The sequence below is a fragment of the Hymenobacter norwichensis DSM 15439 genome (assembly GCF_000420705.1).
Classification (GTDB): Bacteria; Bacteroidota; Bacteroidia; order Cytophagales; family Hymenobacteraceae; genus Hymenobacter; species Hymenobacter norwichensis.
In genome coordinates this window covers 991,420-1,007,298 of the sequence record NZ_ATVL01000006.1, presented here as the reverse complement: position 1 = coordinate 1,007,298, position 15,879 = coordinate 991,420, and the positions used below count along the sequence as shown (strand labels likewise).

Genomic DNA, 15,879 nt, shown 5'->3' with positions numbered 1-15,879 from the left:
CAAGCGTTAAACCAAGCGCCCAAGACCTTGAGTCCACAAGATCCTACTTATGAATTACTGGCACGCGCTGCTATTGGCCATCGTTGAAGGCCTCACTGAATTTCTTCCGGTTTCCAGTACCGGCCACATGGTTATTGTTGCTAACCTACTAGGTATCGGTCAGTTACCATTCACCGAAACCTATATTACGTCTATCCAGCTGGGGGCTATCCTGTCGGTAGTGGCGCTGTACTGGCGTCGTTTCCTGCAAAGCATTGATTTCTACGTGAAGTTGATTGTGGCCTTCCTGCCGTTTGGCATACTAGGCTTTCTGCTGAAAGATGTGATTGAGGAGTTGCTTAAAAGCGTGACGGTAGTGGCCGTTTCGTTGGTGTTGGGTGGTATTGTGCTGCTGTTCGTGGACAAGTGGTTTTCCGGTCCGCGTAAGGAGGTAACTACGCCCAATACCATGCAGGCGCTCAAAATCGGGTTGTTTCAGTGCATCGCCCTGATACCGGGCGTGTCGCGCTCGGCGGCTACCATCATCGGGGGTTTGGCCCAAGGCTTCGACCGGCGCTCGGCGGCCGACTTTTCGTTTCTGCTGGCCGTGCCTACCATGTTCGTCATCACGGCGTATCAACTCTACAAAACCTACAAAGTGAGTGCGCCCGGCGCCGACGACTTGAAGCTGCTGCTGTTCGGCAACGTGGTAGCGTTTGTGGTGGGGCTGCTGGCCGTGAAGTCGTTTGTAGATTTCGTGTCGCGCTTTGGATTCCGGGCCTTTGGCTTCTACCGCATCATTGTGGGGCTTATTATCCTGGTGATGATTGGGCTAGGCATTCCGTTGCAGCTGATTTAAGGAAACAGTATCTTTTTGCCTGTAACCGGGCGCAATGTCATGCAGGGGTCAGACCTTTGCATGACGTTCTTTTTTAAGCGTTAGTCTAATGTCTGATACTCCTTTTTCCCCGTTCGATTTTGAAGCCGGCGAAGTTTTGCTGCTTGACAAGCCTCTCACTTGGACTTCGTTTGACGTGGTGCGCAAAGTAAAAAACACGCTGCGCATCAAAAAAATCGGGCACGCGGGCACCCTCGACCCGCTGGCTACCGGCCTCCTGATTTTGTGCACTGGCAAGAAAACCAAGGAAATCGACCTAATTCAGGCGCAGGAAAAGGAGTATACTGGCACATTCCGCCTCGGCCAAACCACCCCTAGCTTCGACCTGGAAACGCCCGTGGACGCTGAGCTACCATTCGAGCACCTCACCGAAGAAGAAATACGGGAAGCTACCACGGCCTTCACCGGCCTGATTGAGCAAACGCCCCCACTGTTTTCGGCCGTAAAAATAAACGGTGAGCGGGCGTACGAAGTGGCGCGGCGCGGCGGCGAAGCGGAAATTAAGAGCAAGCAAGTCACTATCCGAGAGTTTGAAATCACCCGCATTGCCTTGCCCGAAATAGATTTCCGCGTGACCTGCTCGAAAGGCACCTATATCCGCAGCCTCGCCCGCGACTTTGGCGTGGCCCTGGGCTGCGGCGCCCACCTCACCAAGCTCGTGCGCACCCGCATTGGGGAGTACCGCCTAGCGGAGGCCCTGAATATGCAACAGATTGACGCCTTGCGTCCACCGCGGCCCGAAGGCGAAACCGCCCGGCCACCCCGCCAGCAGAAACAACGCCGACCGGAGCGTCGCGCTGGGCTGGAGTATTTCAACGCCAACAACGCGGCCACCGAACCGGATAGCACTACTAACAGCGCTTCGGAATAACTTTCGCCTTGGAATGCGGACCAGCATCTGTTGGGCCTCGTACAAAAGACGTTGCCCGCACATTGTCTGGCGCTTTTTCAATACGCCAGCCGTAAGCAACGCACCCAATTCAATCAGCGCAAAACCAGTAGTTTATGCAAGTCGTTCGGGACCCGGCGCAGTTTCCGCATCTTCAGGGCAAGGCGGTTGTCACCAGTGGCACATTTGATGGTGTGCACCTAGGGCACCAAAAGATTCTGCGACGGCTGCGCGAAGTGGCTGAGCAGAGCGGCGGGCCGACGGTGGTTATCACCTATTGGCCGCACCCGCGCCTGGTACTGGGGCCGCCGCCCTCCCACCCCGAGCTGCTGGCATTACGCCTACTCAGCACGCTGGAAGAAAAAGCCGCGAAACTGGCTGAATTTGGTGTTGACTACCTGCTAGTAGTGCCTTTCACCAAGGAGTTTTCGTCCTGGACTTCGGAAGAATACATTCAGAACATCCTCCTGAACACGGTTGGCGCGGGTAAGCTGGTGATTGGCTACGACCACCGCTTCGGTAAAAACCGGGAAGGCAGCTTCGACTACCTAAGTCAGCACGCCGACCGGTATGGCCTGAGCGTGGAGGAAATTCCGCGCGAAGACGTGGACGCCGTGGGCGTAAGCAGCACCCGCATTCGGCGCGCCCTCGAAAGCGGCGATATCCTGACGGCCAGCCGCTACCTAGGCTACCCCTACCAGCTCACCGGCACCGTAACGCAGGGCCAGCAACTGGGCCGTACCATTGGCTGGCCGACTGCCAACCTGCGCGTAGAAGAGCCGCTTAAGCTGATTCCGGCCCGGGGCGTGTACGCTGTAATGGCTACCACCGCCGCTGGCACTCACCACGAAGCCATGCTCAACATTGGGGTGCGGCCTACCGTAGGCGGCGACCTGGCTGAAACTATTGAAGCGCACCTGCTGGACTTCAGCGGCGACTTATACGGGCAGCTACTCACGTTGCAGTTCATTGCCCGCCTGCGCGACGAACAGAAGTTCAACGGCCTCGATGCCCTGAAAGCCCAGCTGGCGCTGGATGCCGACGCGGCCCGGCAGCACTTGGTGGGTGGGTGAAATCAGTGAGGTGCATGATAACGTGTTGCTCATCACCAGCCCGTTGTGCATCATCTAGCGTGCGTTATGTAGCTGTTCTGCTGCTCTTTCTGCTGATAGACGCCACCTCTGGCTGGGCGCAAGGCACGCTGGATGGTACCATACGAGACTCTCTGACGCAAAAGCCGTTGGAGCTTGCCAGCGTGTTTCTGGCGAATACCACGTACGGCGCCTCTACCAACGCCAGCGGGCAGTTCACGATAAAAGACGTGCCCGCCGGCCCCTACGACCTTATCGTGTCTTATGTGGGGTACAAGCTGTTCAAGCGCCGCATAACGGTGCGCAATGGCGCGCAGCCGCTAGAGTTACCGCTCACTCCGTCGGCCCAGCAGCTAAGTGGCGTGACGGTGCGGCCCAACCCGAACCGCGAAAGTGACTACCGCAAGTTTGCCGAAACGTTTCTGGGACGCACCAGCTTTTCGCGGCAGTGTCGCATCCGCAACCCCGATGCCGTACTGGTGGCCTTTGATGCCGAGCAAAACCAGCTAACCGCCAGCAGCCCCACGTTTGTGCAGGTTGATAATGCGGCGTTGGGCTATCGAGTCAAGTATTACGGGCTAGTATTCACCTTGAACTTCAAGCAGCAATATGTGTCGTTTTATGGCTGGCCGGTTTTCGAGGAGATGACGCCGCGCAATGCCCGACAGCGGCAACTCTGGCTCACCAACCGCGAAAAAGCCTACCGGGGCTCCCTGACGCACTTTCTGAAAAGTGTGCGCAACAACGACTTAGCTCAACAGGGCTTTTTGGTGCGGAAGCTGCGCATCGTGCCCAACCCCCGATTTGCCCACACCGACAGCCTGCGCAAAGCGTTGCTGCGCGCCCGCCGCAACCAAGCACTAACCGCCGCGGAAATGGATTCCATCAGTCGGTGGCGGCAAGTGCCACCCAACTTTTCCATGCTTTATATGGCGGAGCGCCCCATCGACAGTTTGCGCCGGGCTGAATTGACTCCTGAACGAGTGTACCTACGCTTTCCTGATTATCTGCAAGTCAGCTACTTGCGCGAAGCTCCCGACCCGCTCTACCAGCCAGCACAGCCGTTCGGCGCCCCGCCCGGTTCTGTTGCCCGGCCTACGCGGCAGATTTCGTTGCTGACGCTCACGCAGCCGGAAGTTGAGATTCTGCCTAACGGCCAGTTAGTGGAACCGTTGGCCGTTTTAACCGATGAGTACTGGGCATTCGAGAAAATGGGTGAACTTTTACCCCTCGATTACCAACCGCCACATAGTACCTCTCCTCGCTAATCCACCGAATTCCACCCGCTGCCTTATGATCAACAAAGTAGTTCCCGACGCCCAAACTGCCCTGCATGGCCTCACCGATGGCATGACCCTCATGCTGGGCGGCTTTGGCTTGTGTGGCATCCCCGAAAACTCCATTCAGGAAATCCTGCGCCTCGGCGTGAAAGACCTGACCTGCATCAGCAACAATGCTGGCGTTGATGATTTTGGCATTGGATTGCTTTTGCAGCAGCGGCAGGTGCGCAAGATGATTTCCAGCTACGTAGGCGAAAACGCCGAGTTTGAACGGCAGCTGCTAAGCGGCGAGTTGGAAGTGGAACTGCTGCCGCAAGGAACCTTGGCCGAACGGATTCGGGCCGGGGGAGCCGGTATTCCGGCCTTTTATACGCCCGCTGGCTACGGCACGGAGGTTGGTGAGGGCAAGCCCAGCCAGGAGTTCTATGGCAAAATGTATTTACTGGAAACCTGGCTGAAAGCCGATTATGCCTTCGTGAAAGCCTGGAAGGGCGACACCGCCGGCAACCTTATCTACAAAGGCACTGCCCGCAACTTCAACCCGATGATGGCCACGGCCGGTAAAATCACGGTAGCCGAAGTAGAGGAACTAGTGCCCGCCGGCGAGCTAGACCCCAACCAGATTCATACGCCGGGCATCTTCGTGCAGCGCATCTTTCAAGGTAACAACTACGAAAAGCGCATCGAGCAGCGCACCGTTCGAGCTATCAACTAGTATATCTGTGCTAAGACCCGCGCACTGCGCACCTCTGCGCTTTTCCTTTGCGAGAAATTAATCTACGCTATGAAAAACACCGTTTTTCTGTTCCTCACGCTGGCTGTTGGCGGCCAAGCTTACGCCCAAACGGCCACCACGGCCAAGTCGAAGCCCGCTAAAGCGCAAACCCTCACAACCAGCCTGGCTCCCATGCCCGGCATCGACCGGTTGCTGGAGGAGTACACAGCCGACAACCGGGTGCCCGGCGCTATTGCCTTGGTAGCCCGCGACGGCAAAATAGTCTACCGCAAAGCCTTCGGCTACGATGATACGGGGGCCAAAACGCCCCTCAAGCCCGACGCCATCTTCCGGATTGCGTCCCAAACCAAGGCCATTACCAGCATCGGGCTGATGCTGCTTTACGAGGAAGGCAAATTCCAGCTCGACGACCCGATTTCCAAGTACTTGCCGGCCTTCCGCAACCCCAAAGTGCTGGCAACTTTCAACGAGAAGGACTCCACTTACACCACTGTGCCGGCCAAGTCGGAAATAACCATTCGGCACTTGTTCACCCACACCTCGGGCATCGGTTACCCCATCATCGGCAGCAAAGAAGCCAAAGCCATTTATGCCAAAGCGGGCGTGCCAAGCGGTATTGGCACGCCCGCCGGCACGCTGGCTACGGCTATGGACGCGCTGGGGCCATTGCCGCTGATGCACCAGCCGGGCGAGAAATTCACCTACGGCCTAAGCATTGACGTGCTGGGCCGCCTGATTGAAGTGCTCAGCAAACAGTCCCTCGACCAGTACCTGCGCACCCGCCTGTTCGAGCCGTTGGGCATGCGCGACACCTATTTCTACCTGCCCGCTGACAAGCAAAATCGCCTGGCTGCCCTCTACACCGAAAACGAAGCCAAGGCCACCGTCAAGCAAAGCGGCATGCACGGCATGAACCCCAATTATCCGAAGGACAGAGGCACCTACTTTTCGGGCGGCGCGGGCCTATCATCCACCATCGACGACTACGCCGCTTTTCTGCAAATGCTGCTCAACGGGGGCGAATACAACGGCCGGCGCTACCTGAAACCGGCCACCGTACAGCTCATTACCAGCAACCAGATTGGAGCCTTAGAGCAAGGCCAGAACAAGTTTGGGCTGGGTTTCAGTATCACCACCGCCAAAACCGCTGAAGCCTCTGGCCTGTCGGAAGGCTCCTATGAGTGGGGCGGTATTTTCGGTACCACGTATTGGGTGGACCCTAAACTGAAAGTAGTGGCTTTGCTCTACACCCAGAAGTACCCTAATACCACCGCCCGTGACCTAGCTGGCAAGTACAAACTGCAAGTCCGGCAAGCAGTGGCCGGTCCACCTCTCCCTGCCAAGTCTTCCAACTAATTCAGTTGTCGGTTATGAGTTGCTAGTTGCCGGATGATAGTTGTACACTTCACTGTTAGCAACTGGCAACTGGCAACTAACAACTCATAACCGACAACTCGCAACCCCACCATTCCATCCATCATGTTAGATAAACACGGCATTGCCAAACGAATAGCGCAGGAAGTGCGCGACGGCTACTACGTTAACCTCGGTATTGGCATCCCAACACTGGTAGCCAACTACATTCCGGCGGGTATCAATGTAGAATTGCAGTCGGAGAACGGCTTGCTGGGTATGGGCCCCTTCCCTACCGAGGCCGAAGTAGACCCCGACCTCATCAACGCCGGCAAGCAGACCGTGACCACGCTACCCGGTTCCAGCCTGTTTTCCTCCGCCGATTCGTTCGGGATGATTCGGGGCGAGCATGTGGATTTGACCATCCTGGGGGCCATGGAGGTTTCCGAAACCGGCGACATTGCTAACTGGAAGATTCCGGGCAAAATGGTGAAAGGCATGGGTGGCGCCATGGATTTGGTGGCGTCGGCCAAGAACATCATCGTGGCTATGCAGCACGTAGCTAAGGATGGCAGCAGCAAGCTCCTTCCGGCCTGCACGCTACCCATCACCGGCTTGCGTTGCGTGAAAAAGATAGTGACCGAGTTGGCCGTGCTCGACGTAACGCCCGACGGCTTCGTACTGCGCGAACGGGCGCCCGGCGTGAGCGTGGAGCAGATACAAGCCGCTACTGCCGGTAAGCTGGTGATTCCAAACGAGGTACCAGAAATGAATTTATGAGATGAACAGGTGAGCTGGATGTCCTGCTGGCGCCAATTGCACGGCTTGAGAATTAAACTCACTAGGCCTACCACCTCGCTATTTCTGCGTGCGGCGGTAGGCCTGGGCCATGATGCGGGCGGCAGCTTCGGGGGTGAAGTGCGAGAAGTACTTCCGCAACTGCGCCAATGCGGCAGGGGCACTGAGGCCACCGGCGTGCACGGCTTCGGCGAGGTAGTCGGCCAGGGTGTCGGGGTGACCGGTGAGGGCCGGAAACTCGTAGTCGGTTTTGTATCGGGCCAGAATATCCACCCGCAACCAATCGGGAGCGCCGGGCACTTGCGTGAGCAGGCGCTCCATCACCAGCTGCACTTCGTCCATAAACAGCGTGCGTACTAGCCCGTGCGGGGCGGGCACAGCCTGGCCGGCTGCCGCTACTAGCAGCACAGCAGCGGGCATAGCAGGCTGCCAGCGGTGCACATCGGGCGGGGCGCACAGCCAAGCAGTGGGCGGAAAGCTTTCGGGCGAGGCCAGCAGCCGGCCCAACGTTTGCAGACGACGTTCTTCGGGCGGAAGCATGCCGCAAGGTACAACAGCTCGTCCGGATGCTACCTAACGCCAGCGTAGGTGCTATATTCGGGGGGTTCAATGCCTTGCCTTCCAACCTCTTCGCCTATGCGCCACTCCTACGCAACTTTCCTTGCTTTCTTATTACTGACTGCTGGTTCGGCGCTGGCTCAAACCTCGCCCGTTATTACCCGCACCGATATGCCGGTGCCCACCGACACTTTGCGCCAGAGCATGGCCGTTCCTATTCTGCCCAGCAGCGTGCCGCCCCTCACGCAGCGCGGCCCCAACCAAAGCTGGAATTACAGCACGTTGGTACCCATAGCCCAGAACGTAGCGCGCTTTACTGCAGTGCCCAATCAGCTGCTCTATACGCTCACCTTCAGCTCGGTGCTGGGCGGCAGCAACCGCGCCACCGTGGCCGCGCCCCAAAGCATTCCGCTGCCCCCTGGCATCGGTTTGCCCATCACCGACCCATACCAGTTCTACAATGCCTCGGCCGCTGATTTTCGGTCGGTGGGCTACGGGGCCAGCGTGAATGGTACGGCTGTCCCTATTACGTATGCCAATGCCGCTCAGCAGGACGTTATCTACCGTTTCCCGGTGAGCTACGCCAGCGCGGCCGACTCCAGCTCCTCGTTTTTTAGTGTTAGCGTGCCTGGCACCGGCTACCTAAGCCAGCGTCGCAAACGGGTGAACCGGGTGGATGCCTGGGGGACGCTGACTACGCCGTTCGGCACGTTCCAGACGGTACGCGTGGTTACCCGCATCGAAGACCAGGACAGCGTTTCAGCAATGGGTGTCAACCAGGGAATTACGCTACCCGTGACCCGCGAGTATAAATGGCTGGCAGTAGGCCAACATATACCCTTGCTCACCATTACAACCATGCGGATTGCCAACCAGGAAGTAGTAGCCAGCGTGGAATACCGCGACATTTACCGGCGCCTGTCAGTACTCAGCACAACAAACCAGCTTCCAGAAAACGCCTTGAGTGTATACCCAAACCCGGTGCGTAACACAGAGCCGTTGCGTTTGCTGCTGCCGGCGGCTGGCCCTGTTTCCATCACCGCCACCGACTTGGCGGGCCGCATATTGTTCAACTACACCCTACCACATGCCGCCCGCGCAACGGTGGTGCCCGCTGCTGCCTTTGGCGCATTCCGGGGTGTGGCGCTGCTGCGGGTGCAAACCGAAACCGGGGCAGCTGTGCGCCGCATAGTACGGGAGTAGCGCGCGCACTAGGTCTTTGTAGACGATAAAAACGCCGATTATGCCTCAATAGAACCGGCGTTTTTGGGCTCGTTTGCACCACTTTTCCGCCAAACTTGTTGTGTGGCCGTACTGTTAGGGCCGTAGCCGCTTAGCGGAGCGGTATCTTAGCATTTCATTCACGACATTCTTTTCCGACGTATATGGCCACGAGTTCAAATGGCAAAACGGGCGGCAGCCACTCCAAGAAAGTAGCCCCCGACAAAAGTGCCGGCGCCCCTATTGAGCGGCTCACACCCACGGCTGTACCCGCGCACAAACTGGTGCTGCGCACTCTAAAGCGCGCTGACTTCAAGGTGGTGCAGGGAATTATGGACAAAGTGTACTCCAACATGGAGGGTGCTTGGTCGCAGGAAGAGTACAACAACCTGCTCAAGAAATTTCCCGAAGGCCAAATTTGCATCGAGGACAACGGGCAGGTAGTGGCAGCGGCGCTGGCCATCATCGTACAATATTCTGACTTCGGCGACCGGCACACCTACGCTAAAATTACAGGCAACGGCAAGTTCGACACCCACAATGCCAACGGCGACACGCTGTACGGCGTGGACGTATTTGTGGACCCCGAGTACCGCAGCCTGCGCCTGGGCCGCCGCCTCTACGACGCCCGCAAGGAGCTGTGCGAAAACCTGAACCTGCGCGCCATGGTGGCCGGCGGCCGGATTCCGGGCTACAACCAGTACGCTGAGGAAATGACACCCGCCAAGTACGTGGAGATGGTGCGCAACAAAGAATTGGTTGACCCCATTCTCACGTTCCAGCTCTCCAACGACTTCTACGTCCGCAAAATCATCCGCGGGTATCTGCCCTATGACTCCGAAAGCAAGGCCTACGCCACCCTGCTAGAATGGATCAACGTGTACTACGATGAGGAATTCGATAAGCTGATTGGCAACCAGAAAAGCAACGTGCGCATTGGTATTGTGCAGTGGCAAATGCGCGCCACAAAAGACTTGGAAGACTTTTTCCAGCAAATTGAGTTCTTCGTAGATACCGTATCGGGCTACAAGGCCGACTGCGTGCTGTTTCCGGAGTTCTTTAACGCGCCCATGATGGCTCTTACCAATGAAGAGTCGCCATCGGTGGCTATCCGCTCGATGGCGGCCTTCACCGAGCCCATCAAAACCAAGATGATGGAGCTGGCCGTGAGCTACAACATCAACGTTATTGCCGGCTCCATGCCGCTTTACGAGGACGGCAAGCTCTATAACGTGAGCTACCTCTGCCGCCGCGACGGTACCGTGGACGAACAGTATAAGCTGCACGTCACGCCCGACGAGGCCAGCTATTGGGGCATGCGCGGCGGCGACAAGCTGCGCTGCTTCGACACAGATTTCGGCAAAATAGGCATCCTGATTTGCTACGACGTGGAGTTTCCGGAACTGAGCCGCATGCTGTCGGACGAAGGCATGAAGATTCTGTTCGTGCCATTCTGGACTGACACCAAGAACGCCTACCAGCGCGTGCGGCTCTGCGCCCAGGCTCGGGCCATCGAAAATGAGTGCTATGTGGCTATTACTGGCTCGGTAGGCAACCTCCCGCGCGTTGAAAATATGGACATCCAGTACTCGCAGAGTGCCGTGTTCAGCCCCTCCGACTTCGCCTTCCCTCACGACGCCATTGTAGCCGAAGCCACGCCGAACACGGAAATGACCCTTATTGCCGACCTCGACCTGGACCTGCTGAAAGACCTAAATACCAGCGGCGCGGTGCGCAACCTGCGCGACCGACGCAAGGATTTGTACTCGCTAAGCTGGACCATTAAGAAGACGGACCGCGACGATGAACTGCTGGCCCAAGGCTCCGAAGAGCGGCATCCGCGCGTGAGCAAGCGCAAGGCGGTTGCGGCCGGATAGTACCCTGGCTTCTTACTGTTTCACGGAAAGCCGGTCGGGAACGTTCCCGACCGGCTTTTTTATTGTTTTGCGGGTTAATTGCACTTAAACATGCTTTTATTTCCCTAAACTTCGGCCCCCAGCTCCCAATGTTTCACTCCTCATCAATTCCCATTTCATGAAAAACATCCTCATCACCGGGGCCAACCGGGGCTTGGGTCTGGAACTCACCCGCCAGTATCTGGAGCGCGGCAACACGGTATTTGCCGCCGCCCGCCAACCCGAAGCCGCCACCGACCTGCACCAACTGCAAAGCCAGTACGCCGACAAGCTCCACCTCGTGCAGCTCGACGTAACCGATGAAGCCTCCATCGAAGCTGCCCGCCAGACTGTAGCCGGCCTTACCAACCAGTTGGATGTGCTGGTGAACAACGCTGGTATTTTCCCCGGCGCCGGCCCCGAAGACCCTGCTAAGCAGCACCTGGGCGGCTTAACGGCCGGCAATGCGCTGACTTTTCTGAAAGTGAATGCTGTGGGGCCGCTGCTGGTGGCGCAGGCGTTTCTGGACTTGCTGAAGGCTGCCAACAAGGCCCGCATTGTGAGCTTGTCGTCGGGGCAGGGCTCTTTGACTTGGAAAGCCTCGGCTGAACCATACCACTACTCGGCCAGTAAAGCCGCCTTGAATATGTATATGCGCGCCTTGGCTGCCGAGGTGGGCACTTACGGCGTAATTTCCATTCTGGTGGACCCCGGCTGGGTGCAAATCGGTATGGGTGGCAGCACGGCGGCCCTACCACCGGCCGAGTCGGCGAAGGGCATTATCCGTTTGGCGGAGCAGCTGCATGCCGAGGAAAACGGCAGCTTCGTGACGTGGCAAGGCCAGCCGGTACCCTGGTAATCAGTACAATTTTATGGGCACCCCGACGGGTGGCTTTCTTCGGGAAGGCCACCCGTTTTTTTATGAAGCACTCATTTTAAGCACGTTGTCATTCTGAGGCTGTACCCAATTTCTTAACACACGGATTTTCAATGTATTAAAAGCAAATTAAATTAAATCCATATAGAAAGCTATGCTCGTATGCACATCATCGAGCACGACACTATCTGCTCACCTTCCATTCATTTCTCTTTCCATCTTATGACCAGAAAAATTACTTCCCGGCCTTTCCGTACTGCTTTGTTGGGGTTGGCTGCGCTAGGCCTCTCCGTGGGTGCCGCCCAGGCTCAAACGGTGTACGGGCTCAGCACCACTAGCACCACTACAAGCAGCCTAGTAACGTTCAGTGCTACCACGCCCGGCACGTTCTCAGCCACTTTGCCTATTACCGGAGTTACAGCGGGCCAAACCTTGGTAGGTATTGATGTACGCCCGAATACAGGTGAGGTATTCGCGCTGGGTTACAACCCAACCGGCACCGTGGCACAGCTCTATACCATCAGCCGCACCACGGGTGCCGCAACGGCCATTGGCGCCGCCCTTACTCTGAATTTGGGCACCAATGTGGCCCGTATTGGCTTCGATTTCAACCCTACCGTGGACCGGATTCGGGTAACGTCGGGCGCGAATACCAATTTCCGCCTCAACCCCAACAACGGGGCGTTGGCCGCCACCGATGGCGCTTTGGCTTATGCCACTACCGACACCAACGCCGGCCAGACGCCTGGTATCGGGTCTTCGGCTTACACGAACAGCTACATCGGCTCGACGGGTACCACGCTCTACAACCTCGACGAAACAGCCAGCCGGCTGGTAACGCAGGTGCCGCCGAACAACGGTACGCTGAACACGGTTGGCGCTTTGGGAGTAGCTACCAACGGTGTGCTCCAGGCCTCGGACCTTGACATCTATTTCAATCCGAGCAATGGCACCAACGTGGCGTATATGTCCACGACCATTGCCACCGGTCTCACAACTGCCACTTCCACGCTGTATACTGTCAACCTGAGCACTGGTAACGCCACTTCGGTAGGCGCGCTGGGCACTGGCGCGTTTGTAGCCATTACCGACATCACCGTTGCTATTAACCGGCCTGCCACGCTACCCGCCCTTACGGGCCAGCTGGCTTACGCGCTGGCCGGTACCAACCTGATTACTTTTGACACCGCCCAGCCTACCCTGATCCGTACTTCGTTGGGTGTGACGCTACCCACTGGCACCGCCGCCACCCTCACCATGGTTGGCCTGGACATTCGTCCTGCTACCAATACGCTCTACGGGCTGGGGTATGATCCAACGGTAGCTAGTCCGGCGGCTAACACCCAGCTGTACACCGTCAACTCTGTAACTGGGACGGCGGTGGCCATTGGAGCACCTATTCGTCTGGAACTGGGCACAGGCGTAACTGGCTTTGATTTCAACCCTACCGTGGACCGGATTCGGGTGGTGGGTGCCAACCGCAACAATTACCGCCTCAACCCGATTACCGGCGCATTGGCCGCTACCGATGGACAAGTAGCGTATACCGCGGGCACCAATACGCCTAACATTGGGGCTGTAGCGTACACCAACAGCTTTATGGGAGCCGGCACCACGTCGACTACCACGCTTTACAACTACGACCTAACCCTGAATCAACTCAACACGCAGGCCACTGCCAACCCGCCTCAGGATGGGCAGCTTACCGCCGTTGGCGCTTCGGGAATTACGGTGAATGCCACCACCCCGAACGTGGACTTGGATATTTTCAGCCCCGCCCAAGGCACCAATACGGCCTACATGGTGGCTAACGCTGGTACTTCTGCTAACACCTCCCTCTACACCGTGAACTTAGCCACGGGTGCTGCTACCTTGGTAGGAGCCATCGGCAACGGTATAGCCGCCCGCAACATTGCTATAGCGGTAGCTGCTGGGGTAGTCAATTCCAGCCGCCAAGCTGAACTAGCTACCAACTTCTCGCTCTACCCCAACCCTTTAGCTGGCGCAGCCCGGCTGAGCTTCGGTTTGCCACGCGCCTCCCGCGTGCAGCTGACCGTAACCGATGCCCTCGGCCGCACCATTGACCAGGTTGATGCCGGCCTCCGCCCAGCTGGCCCCCAGACCATCGAGTGGAACCGCAAAGGCCAAACGGCCGGCATGTATTTCTTCCGCCTCAGCTTCGACGGCCAATCTGCTGGTACCCGCCAGGCTGTCATCACCGAATAGCGAGCCACAAACTTCACCGCATGCAAAAAGGCCAACCCGCAATGGGTTGGCCTTTTTGTGTGTATAACATAGTGGGTTCTGGAATTTCTCCAGCGTTAGCCTTGCGTGGCGGCCAGATGGGCATGGTCGCGGATAATGGTGCGCAGGAAAGCTTCGTCGGGTAGGTCGGTGTAGATACCGGTTAGGTCTTTCACTTTGTTGGCCACTTCATTCAACAGCGCAAAATTGTCGTGCTGTAGGCCCTTTTGCAGCAGTTGCCGAATGGTGGCCACATCGTGGTCGGCAAGTTGGTCGGCTTGTGGGAACACTACTACATAGTCGGCGGGGGTGATGATGGGCGCCAGCGCGCCGGCGGCCTGCCGTGGCCGGGTGCTTACCACAGTGGTACCGGCGGCTAGGTCGCCGAGGCGCTGACCGCGGCCGTTGGCCAGAATCGTGATGACGGCCACTAGCGGCCCAACCCCCGGCAGACTCATATCCACGAGGCGCAGCAGCCAGCGCAGCAGATAGTCGCCGAGTTGGGGCTGGGTACCATCCAGGCGCATCACTTTGATGTGGCGCGCTTTCTTGCCGATGCTCTGGCCGTTGAAGAAGATTTCACTTGCTAAATCGTAGAACACGTAGGGCACCAAGGCCACTATGATAATGACAACCAGGGCCGGGGATGCTTGCCCTACCGAGCCGATTGTTAGCGCAACCAGGATTCCGCAGGCGGCCAGCCAAGCAAATAGCACCAAGTAATCGATGATGGTCGCCACTATCCGGTCGCCTAAGCTGGCTACCTCATATTCCAGTGAAACGTTTTGGGTGGTTTGTACTCGGATAGTACTCATAAACTGAATTGCTGGTGGCGCCGCAGCAGCGCCGGAATTAATAAAGGCCGGATGCGGGGCAGCCCGGAAAAATTGACTTTCTTCGCCAAGCTGACCATGCTGCAAATTAGGAGTTGCCGGCTGATTGTTGGTGCCTATCTGCTGATTGTTGAGGCGGATTGCTTGGCCAGCAATCCGGCCTTCACCGCAACTGGTTGGCAGTAACTATCCGAGCTGTTCTTTTCGGCCAGCCCAGCAGCGTATCCTTATCCTACAATCACCTCATTAGTTAAGTAGCATCTTATGCGCGAAGCGGTATTTCTGCGGCAAAACGAAGCCCGCTGGAAGCAGTACGAAAGCACCGCTGCCACCGACCCCGACGAGCTGGCGGCTCGGTTTGTGGCCCTCACCGACGACCTGGCCTACGCTCAGACCTTTTACCCGGCTTCGCCTACCACGCGCTACCTCAACGACCTGGCGGCCAAGCAGCACCAGACCATCTACAAAAACAAGCCCGAGCAAACCAGCCGCTTCAAGGAGTTTTGGGCACGTGAGCTACCGCTGCTGGTGGCCCGCCACCATACCACGCTGGCTTGGTCGCTGGTGCTGTTCACGGTCTTCACGCTGGTAGGGGCACTATCGGCGGCCTACGACGACACGTTTGTGCGGGTGGTGCTGGGCGATGCATACGTGAACCGGACCTTGGAAAACATTGATAAGGGCGACCCGATGGCTGTGTACAAAGGCCAGAGCGAGGCTCCTATGTTTTTGATGATTACCCTCAATAATATTTACGTGTCGCTGGTGGCGTATGCGCTGGGCGCTACGCTGGGGTTGGGCACGGTGTGGGCGCTGTTTCGCAATGGCGTGATGCTGGGGTCGTTTCAATATTTCTTCTACCAGAAAGGGGTGCTTTTACCGTCGGTGCTCACCATCTGGATTCACGGCACCCTGGAAATTTCGGCCATTGTGCTGGCGGGCGGCGCGGGCTTTGTGATGGCACGGGGCATGCTGTTTCCGGGCACCTACTCCCGCGCCGACGCCTTCCGGCAAGCCGCCCGCGACGGTCTGAAGCTGGCTATCGGCCTGGTCCCGATTTTCATCGTGGCGGGCTTTCTAGAAGGTTTCGTAACCCGCCACACCGAAATGCCGCTGGCCCTGAGCCTGCTCATTATTGGTTCCTCGGCGGCTTTCATTGTTTGGTATTTCATCGTGTATCCCCGCCGGCTAGCCGCAACTCAAGCTCCGCAAGCCCTCTGAATCTCA

At 57.6% G+C, this 15,879-nt stretch carries 15 protein-coding genes; 13 read left to right on the top strand and 2 right to left on the bottom strand.

What is annotated here, in order from left to right:
• The first annotated feature begins 49 nt into the window (after nt 1-49).
• The 7 genes from G536_RS0105515 to G536_RS0105485 all read left to right on the top strand — a co-directional run bounded on the left by G536_RS0105515 (nt 50) and on the right by G536_RS0105485 (nt 7,006).
• The gene (locus tag G536_RS0105515; protein ID WP_022822590.1) at nt 50-838 is read left to right on the top strand and encodes an undecaprenyl-diphosphate phosphatase; all 789 of its coding nucleotides are present in this window, start codon (nt 50-52) and stop codon (nt 836-838) included.
• Between the two features lie 88 nt (nt 839-926).
• On the top strand, nt 927-1,748 hold the full coding sequence (gene truB / locus G536_RS26425; RefSeq protein ID WP_022822589.1) for a tRNA pseudouridine(55) synthase TruB: 822 nt from the start codon (nt 927-929) through the stop codon (nt 1,746-1,748).
• 134 nt (nt 1,749-1,882) lie between these two features.
• Nucleotides 1,883-2,839, top strand: coding sequence for a bifunctional riboflavin kinase/FAD synthetase (locus tag G536_RS0105505; protein ID WP_022822588.1), 957 nt, complete (start codon nt 1,883-1,885; stop codon nt 2,837-2,839).
• 59 nt (nt 2,840-2,898) lie between these two features.
• Entirely contained in the window at nt 2,899-4,125 is a 1,227-nt protein-coding gene (locus G536_RS0105500) for a carboxypeptidase-like regulatory domain-containing protein (RefSeq protein WP_022822587.1), read from the top strand.
• Nucleotides 4,126-4,150: 25 nt separating this feature from the next.
• The gene (locus G536_RS0105495) at nt 4,151-4,852 is read left to right on the top strand and encodes a CoA transferase subunit A (RefSeq protein ID WP_022822586.1); all 702 of its coding nucleotides are present in this window, start codon (nt 4,151-4,153) and stop codon (nt 4,850-4,852) included.
• A gap of 69 nt (nt 4,853-4,921) precedes the next feature.
• Nucleotides 4,922-6,229: a serine hydrolase domain-containing protein gene (locus tag G536_RS0105490; RefSeq protein ID WP_022822585.1), complete on the top strand. Its 1,308-nt coding sequence runs from the start codon at nt 4,922-4,924 to the stop codon at nt 6,227-6,229.
• 123 nt (nt 6,230-6,352) lie between these two features.
• On the top strand, nt 6,353-7,006 hold the full coding sequence (locus G536_RS0105485) for a CoA transferase subunit B (RefSeq protein ID WP_022822584.1): 654 nt from the start codon (nt 6,353-6,355) through the stop codon (nt 7,004-7,006).
• Between the two features lie 78 nt (nt 7,007-7,084).
• Here the strand turns inward: G536_RS0105485 and G536_RS0105480 are convergent, their stop codons facing one another.
• Nucleotides 7,085-7,564: a hypothetical protein gene (locus tag G536_RS0105480; RefSeq protein ID WP_022822583.1), complete on the bottom strand. Its 480-nt coding sequence runs from the start codon at nt 7,562-7,564 to the stop codon at nt 7,085-7,087.
• A 96-nt stretch (nt 7,565-7,660) separates the two neighbouring features.
• On the opposite strand from G536_RS0105480, the gene G536_RS0105475 reads away from it, so the two are divergent.
• The 4 genes from G536_RS0105475 (at nt 7,661) to G536_RS0105460 (ending at nt 13,801) form a co-directional block, all read left to right on the top strand.
• Nucleotides 7,661-8,785 (top strand): T9SS type A sorting domain-containing protein, encoded by a 1,125-nt coding sequence (locus tag G536_RS0105475; protein ID WP_022822582.1) that lies wholly within the window; start codon nt 7,661-7,663, stop codon nt 8,783-8,785.
• Between the two features lie 350 nt (nt 8,786-9,135).
• Nucleotides 9,136-10,680 (top strand): bifunctional GNAT family N-acetyltransferase/carbon-nitrogen hydrolase family protein, encoded by a 1,545-nt coding sequence (locus tag G536_RS26420; protein ID WP_245575759.1) that lies wholly within the window; start codon nt 9,136-9,138, stop codon nt 10,678-10,680.
• A 157-nt stretch (nt 10,681-10,837) separates the two neighbouring features.
• Entirely contained in the window at nt 10,838-11,557 is a 720-nt protein-coding gene (locus G536_RS0105465; RefSeq protein ID WP_022822580.1) for an SDR family oxidoreductase, read from the top strand.
• Nucleotides 11,558-11,797: 240 nt separating this feature from the next.
• A complete protein-coding gene (locus G536_RS0105460; protein ID WP_022822579.1) occupies nt 11,798-13,801 on the top strand; it encodes a DUF4394 domain-containing protein in 2,004 nt (667 codons plus the stop codon).
• A gap of 95 nt (nt 13,802-13,896) precedes the next feature.
• Here G536_RS0105460 and G536_RS0105455 read toward each other — a convergent pair whose 3' ends face one another.
• Nucleotides 13,897-14,634, bottom strand: coding sequence for an RDD family protein (locus G536_RS0105455; protein WP_022822578.1), 738 nt, complete (start codon nt 14,632-14,634; stop codon nt 13,897-13,899).
• Between the two features lie 72 nt (nt 14,635-14,706).
• Here G536_RS0105455 and G536_RS32865 point away from each other — a divergent pair, with 72 nt between their 5' ends.
• Nucleotides 14,707-14,838 (top strand): hypothetical protein, encoded by a 132-nt coding sequence (locus G536_RS32865; protein ID WP_281170594.1) that lies wholly within the window; start codon nt 14,707-14,709, stop codon nt 14,836-14,838.
• A gap of 78 nt (nt 14,839-14,916) precedes the next feature.
• Nucleotides 14,917-15,873: a stage II sporulation protein M gene (locus tag G536_RS0105445; RefSeq protein ID WP_022822576.1), complete on the top strand. Its 957-nt coding sequence runs from the start codon at nt 14,917-14,919 to the stop codon at nt 15,871-15,873.
• The last annotated feature ends 6 nt before the right edge of the window (nt 15,874-15,879 follow it).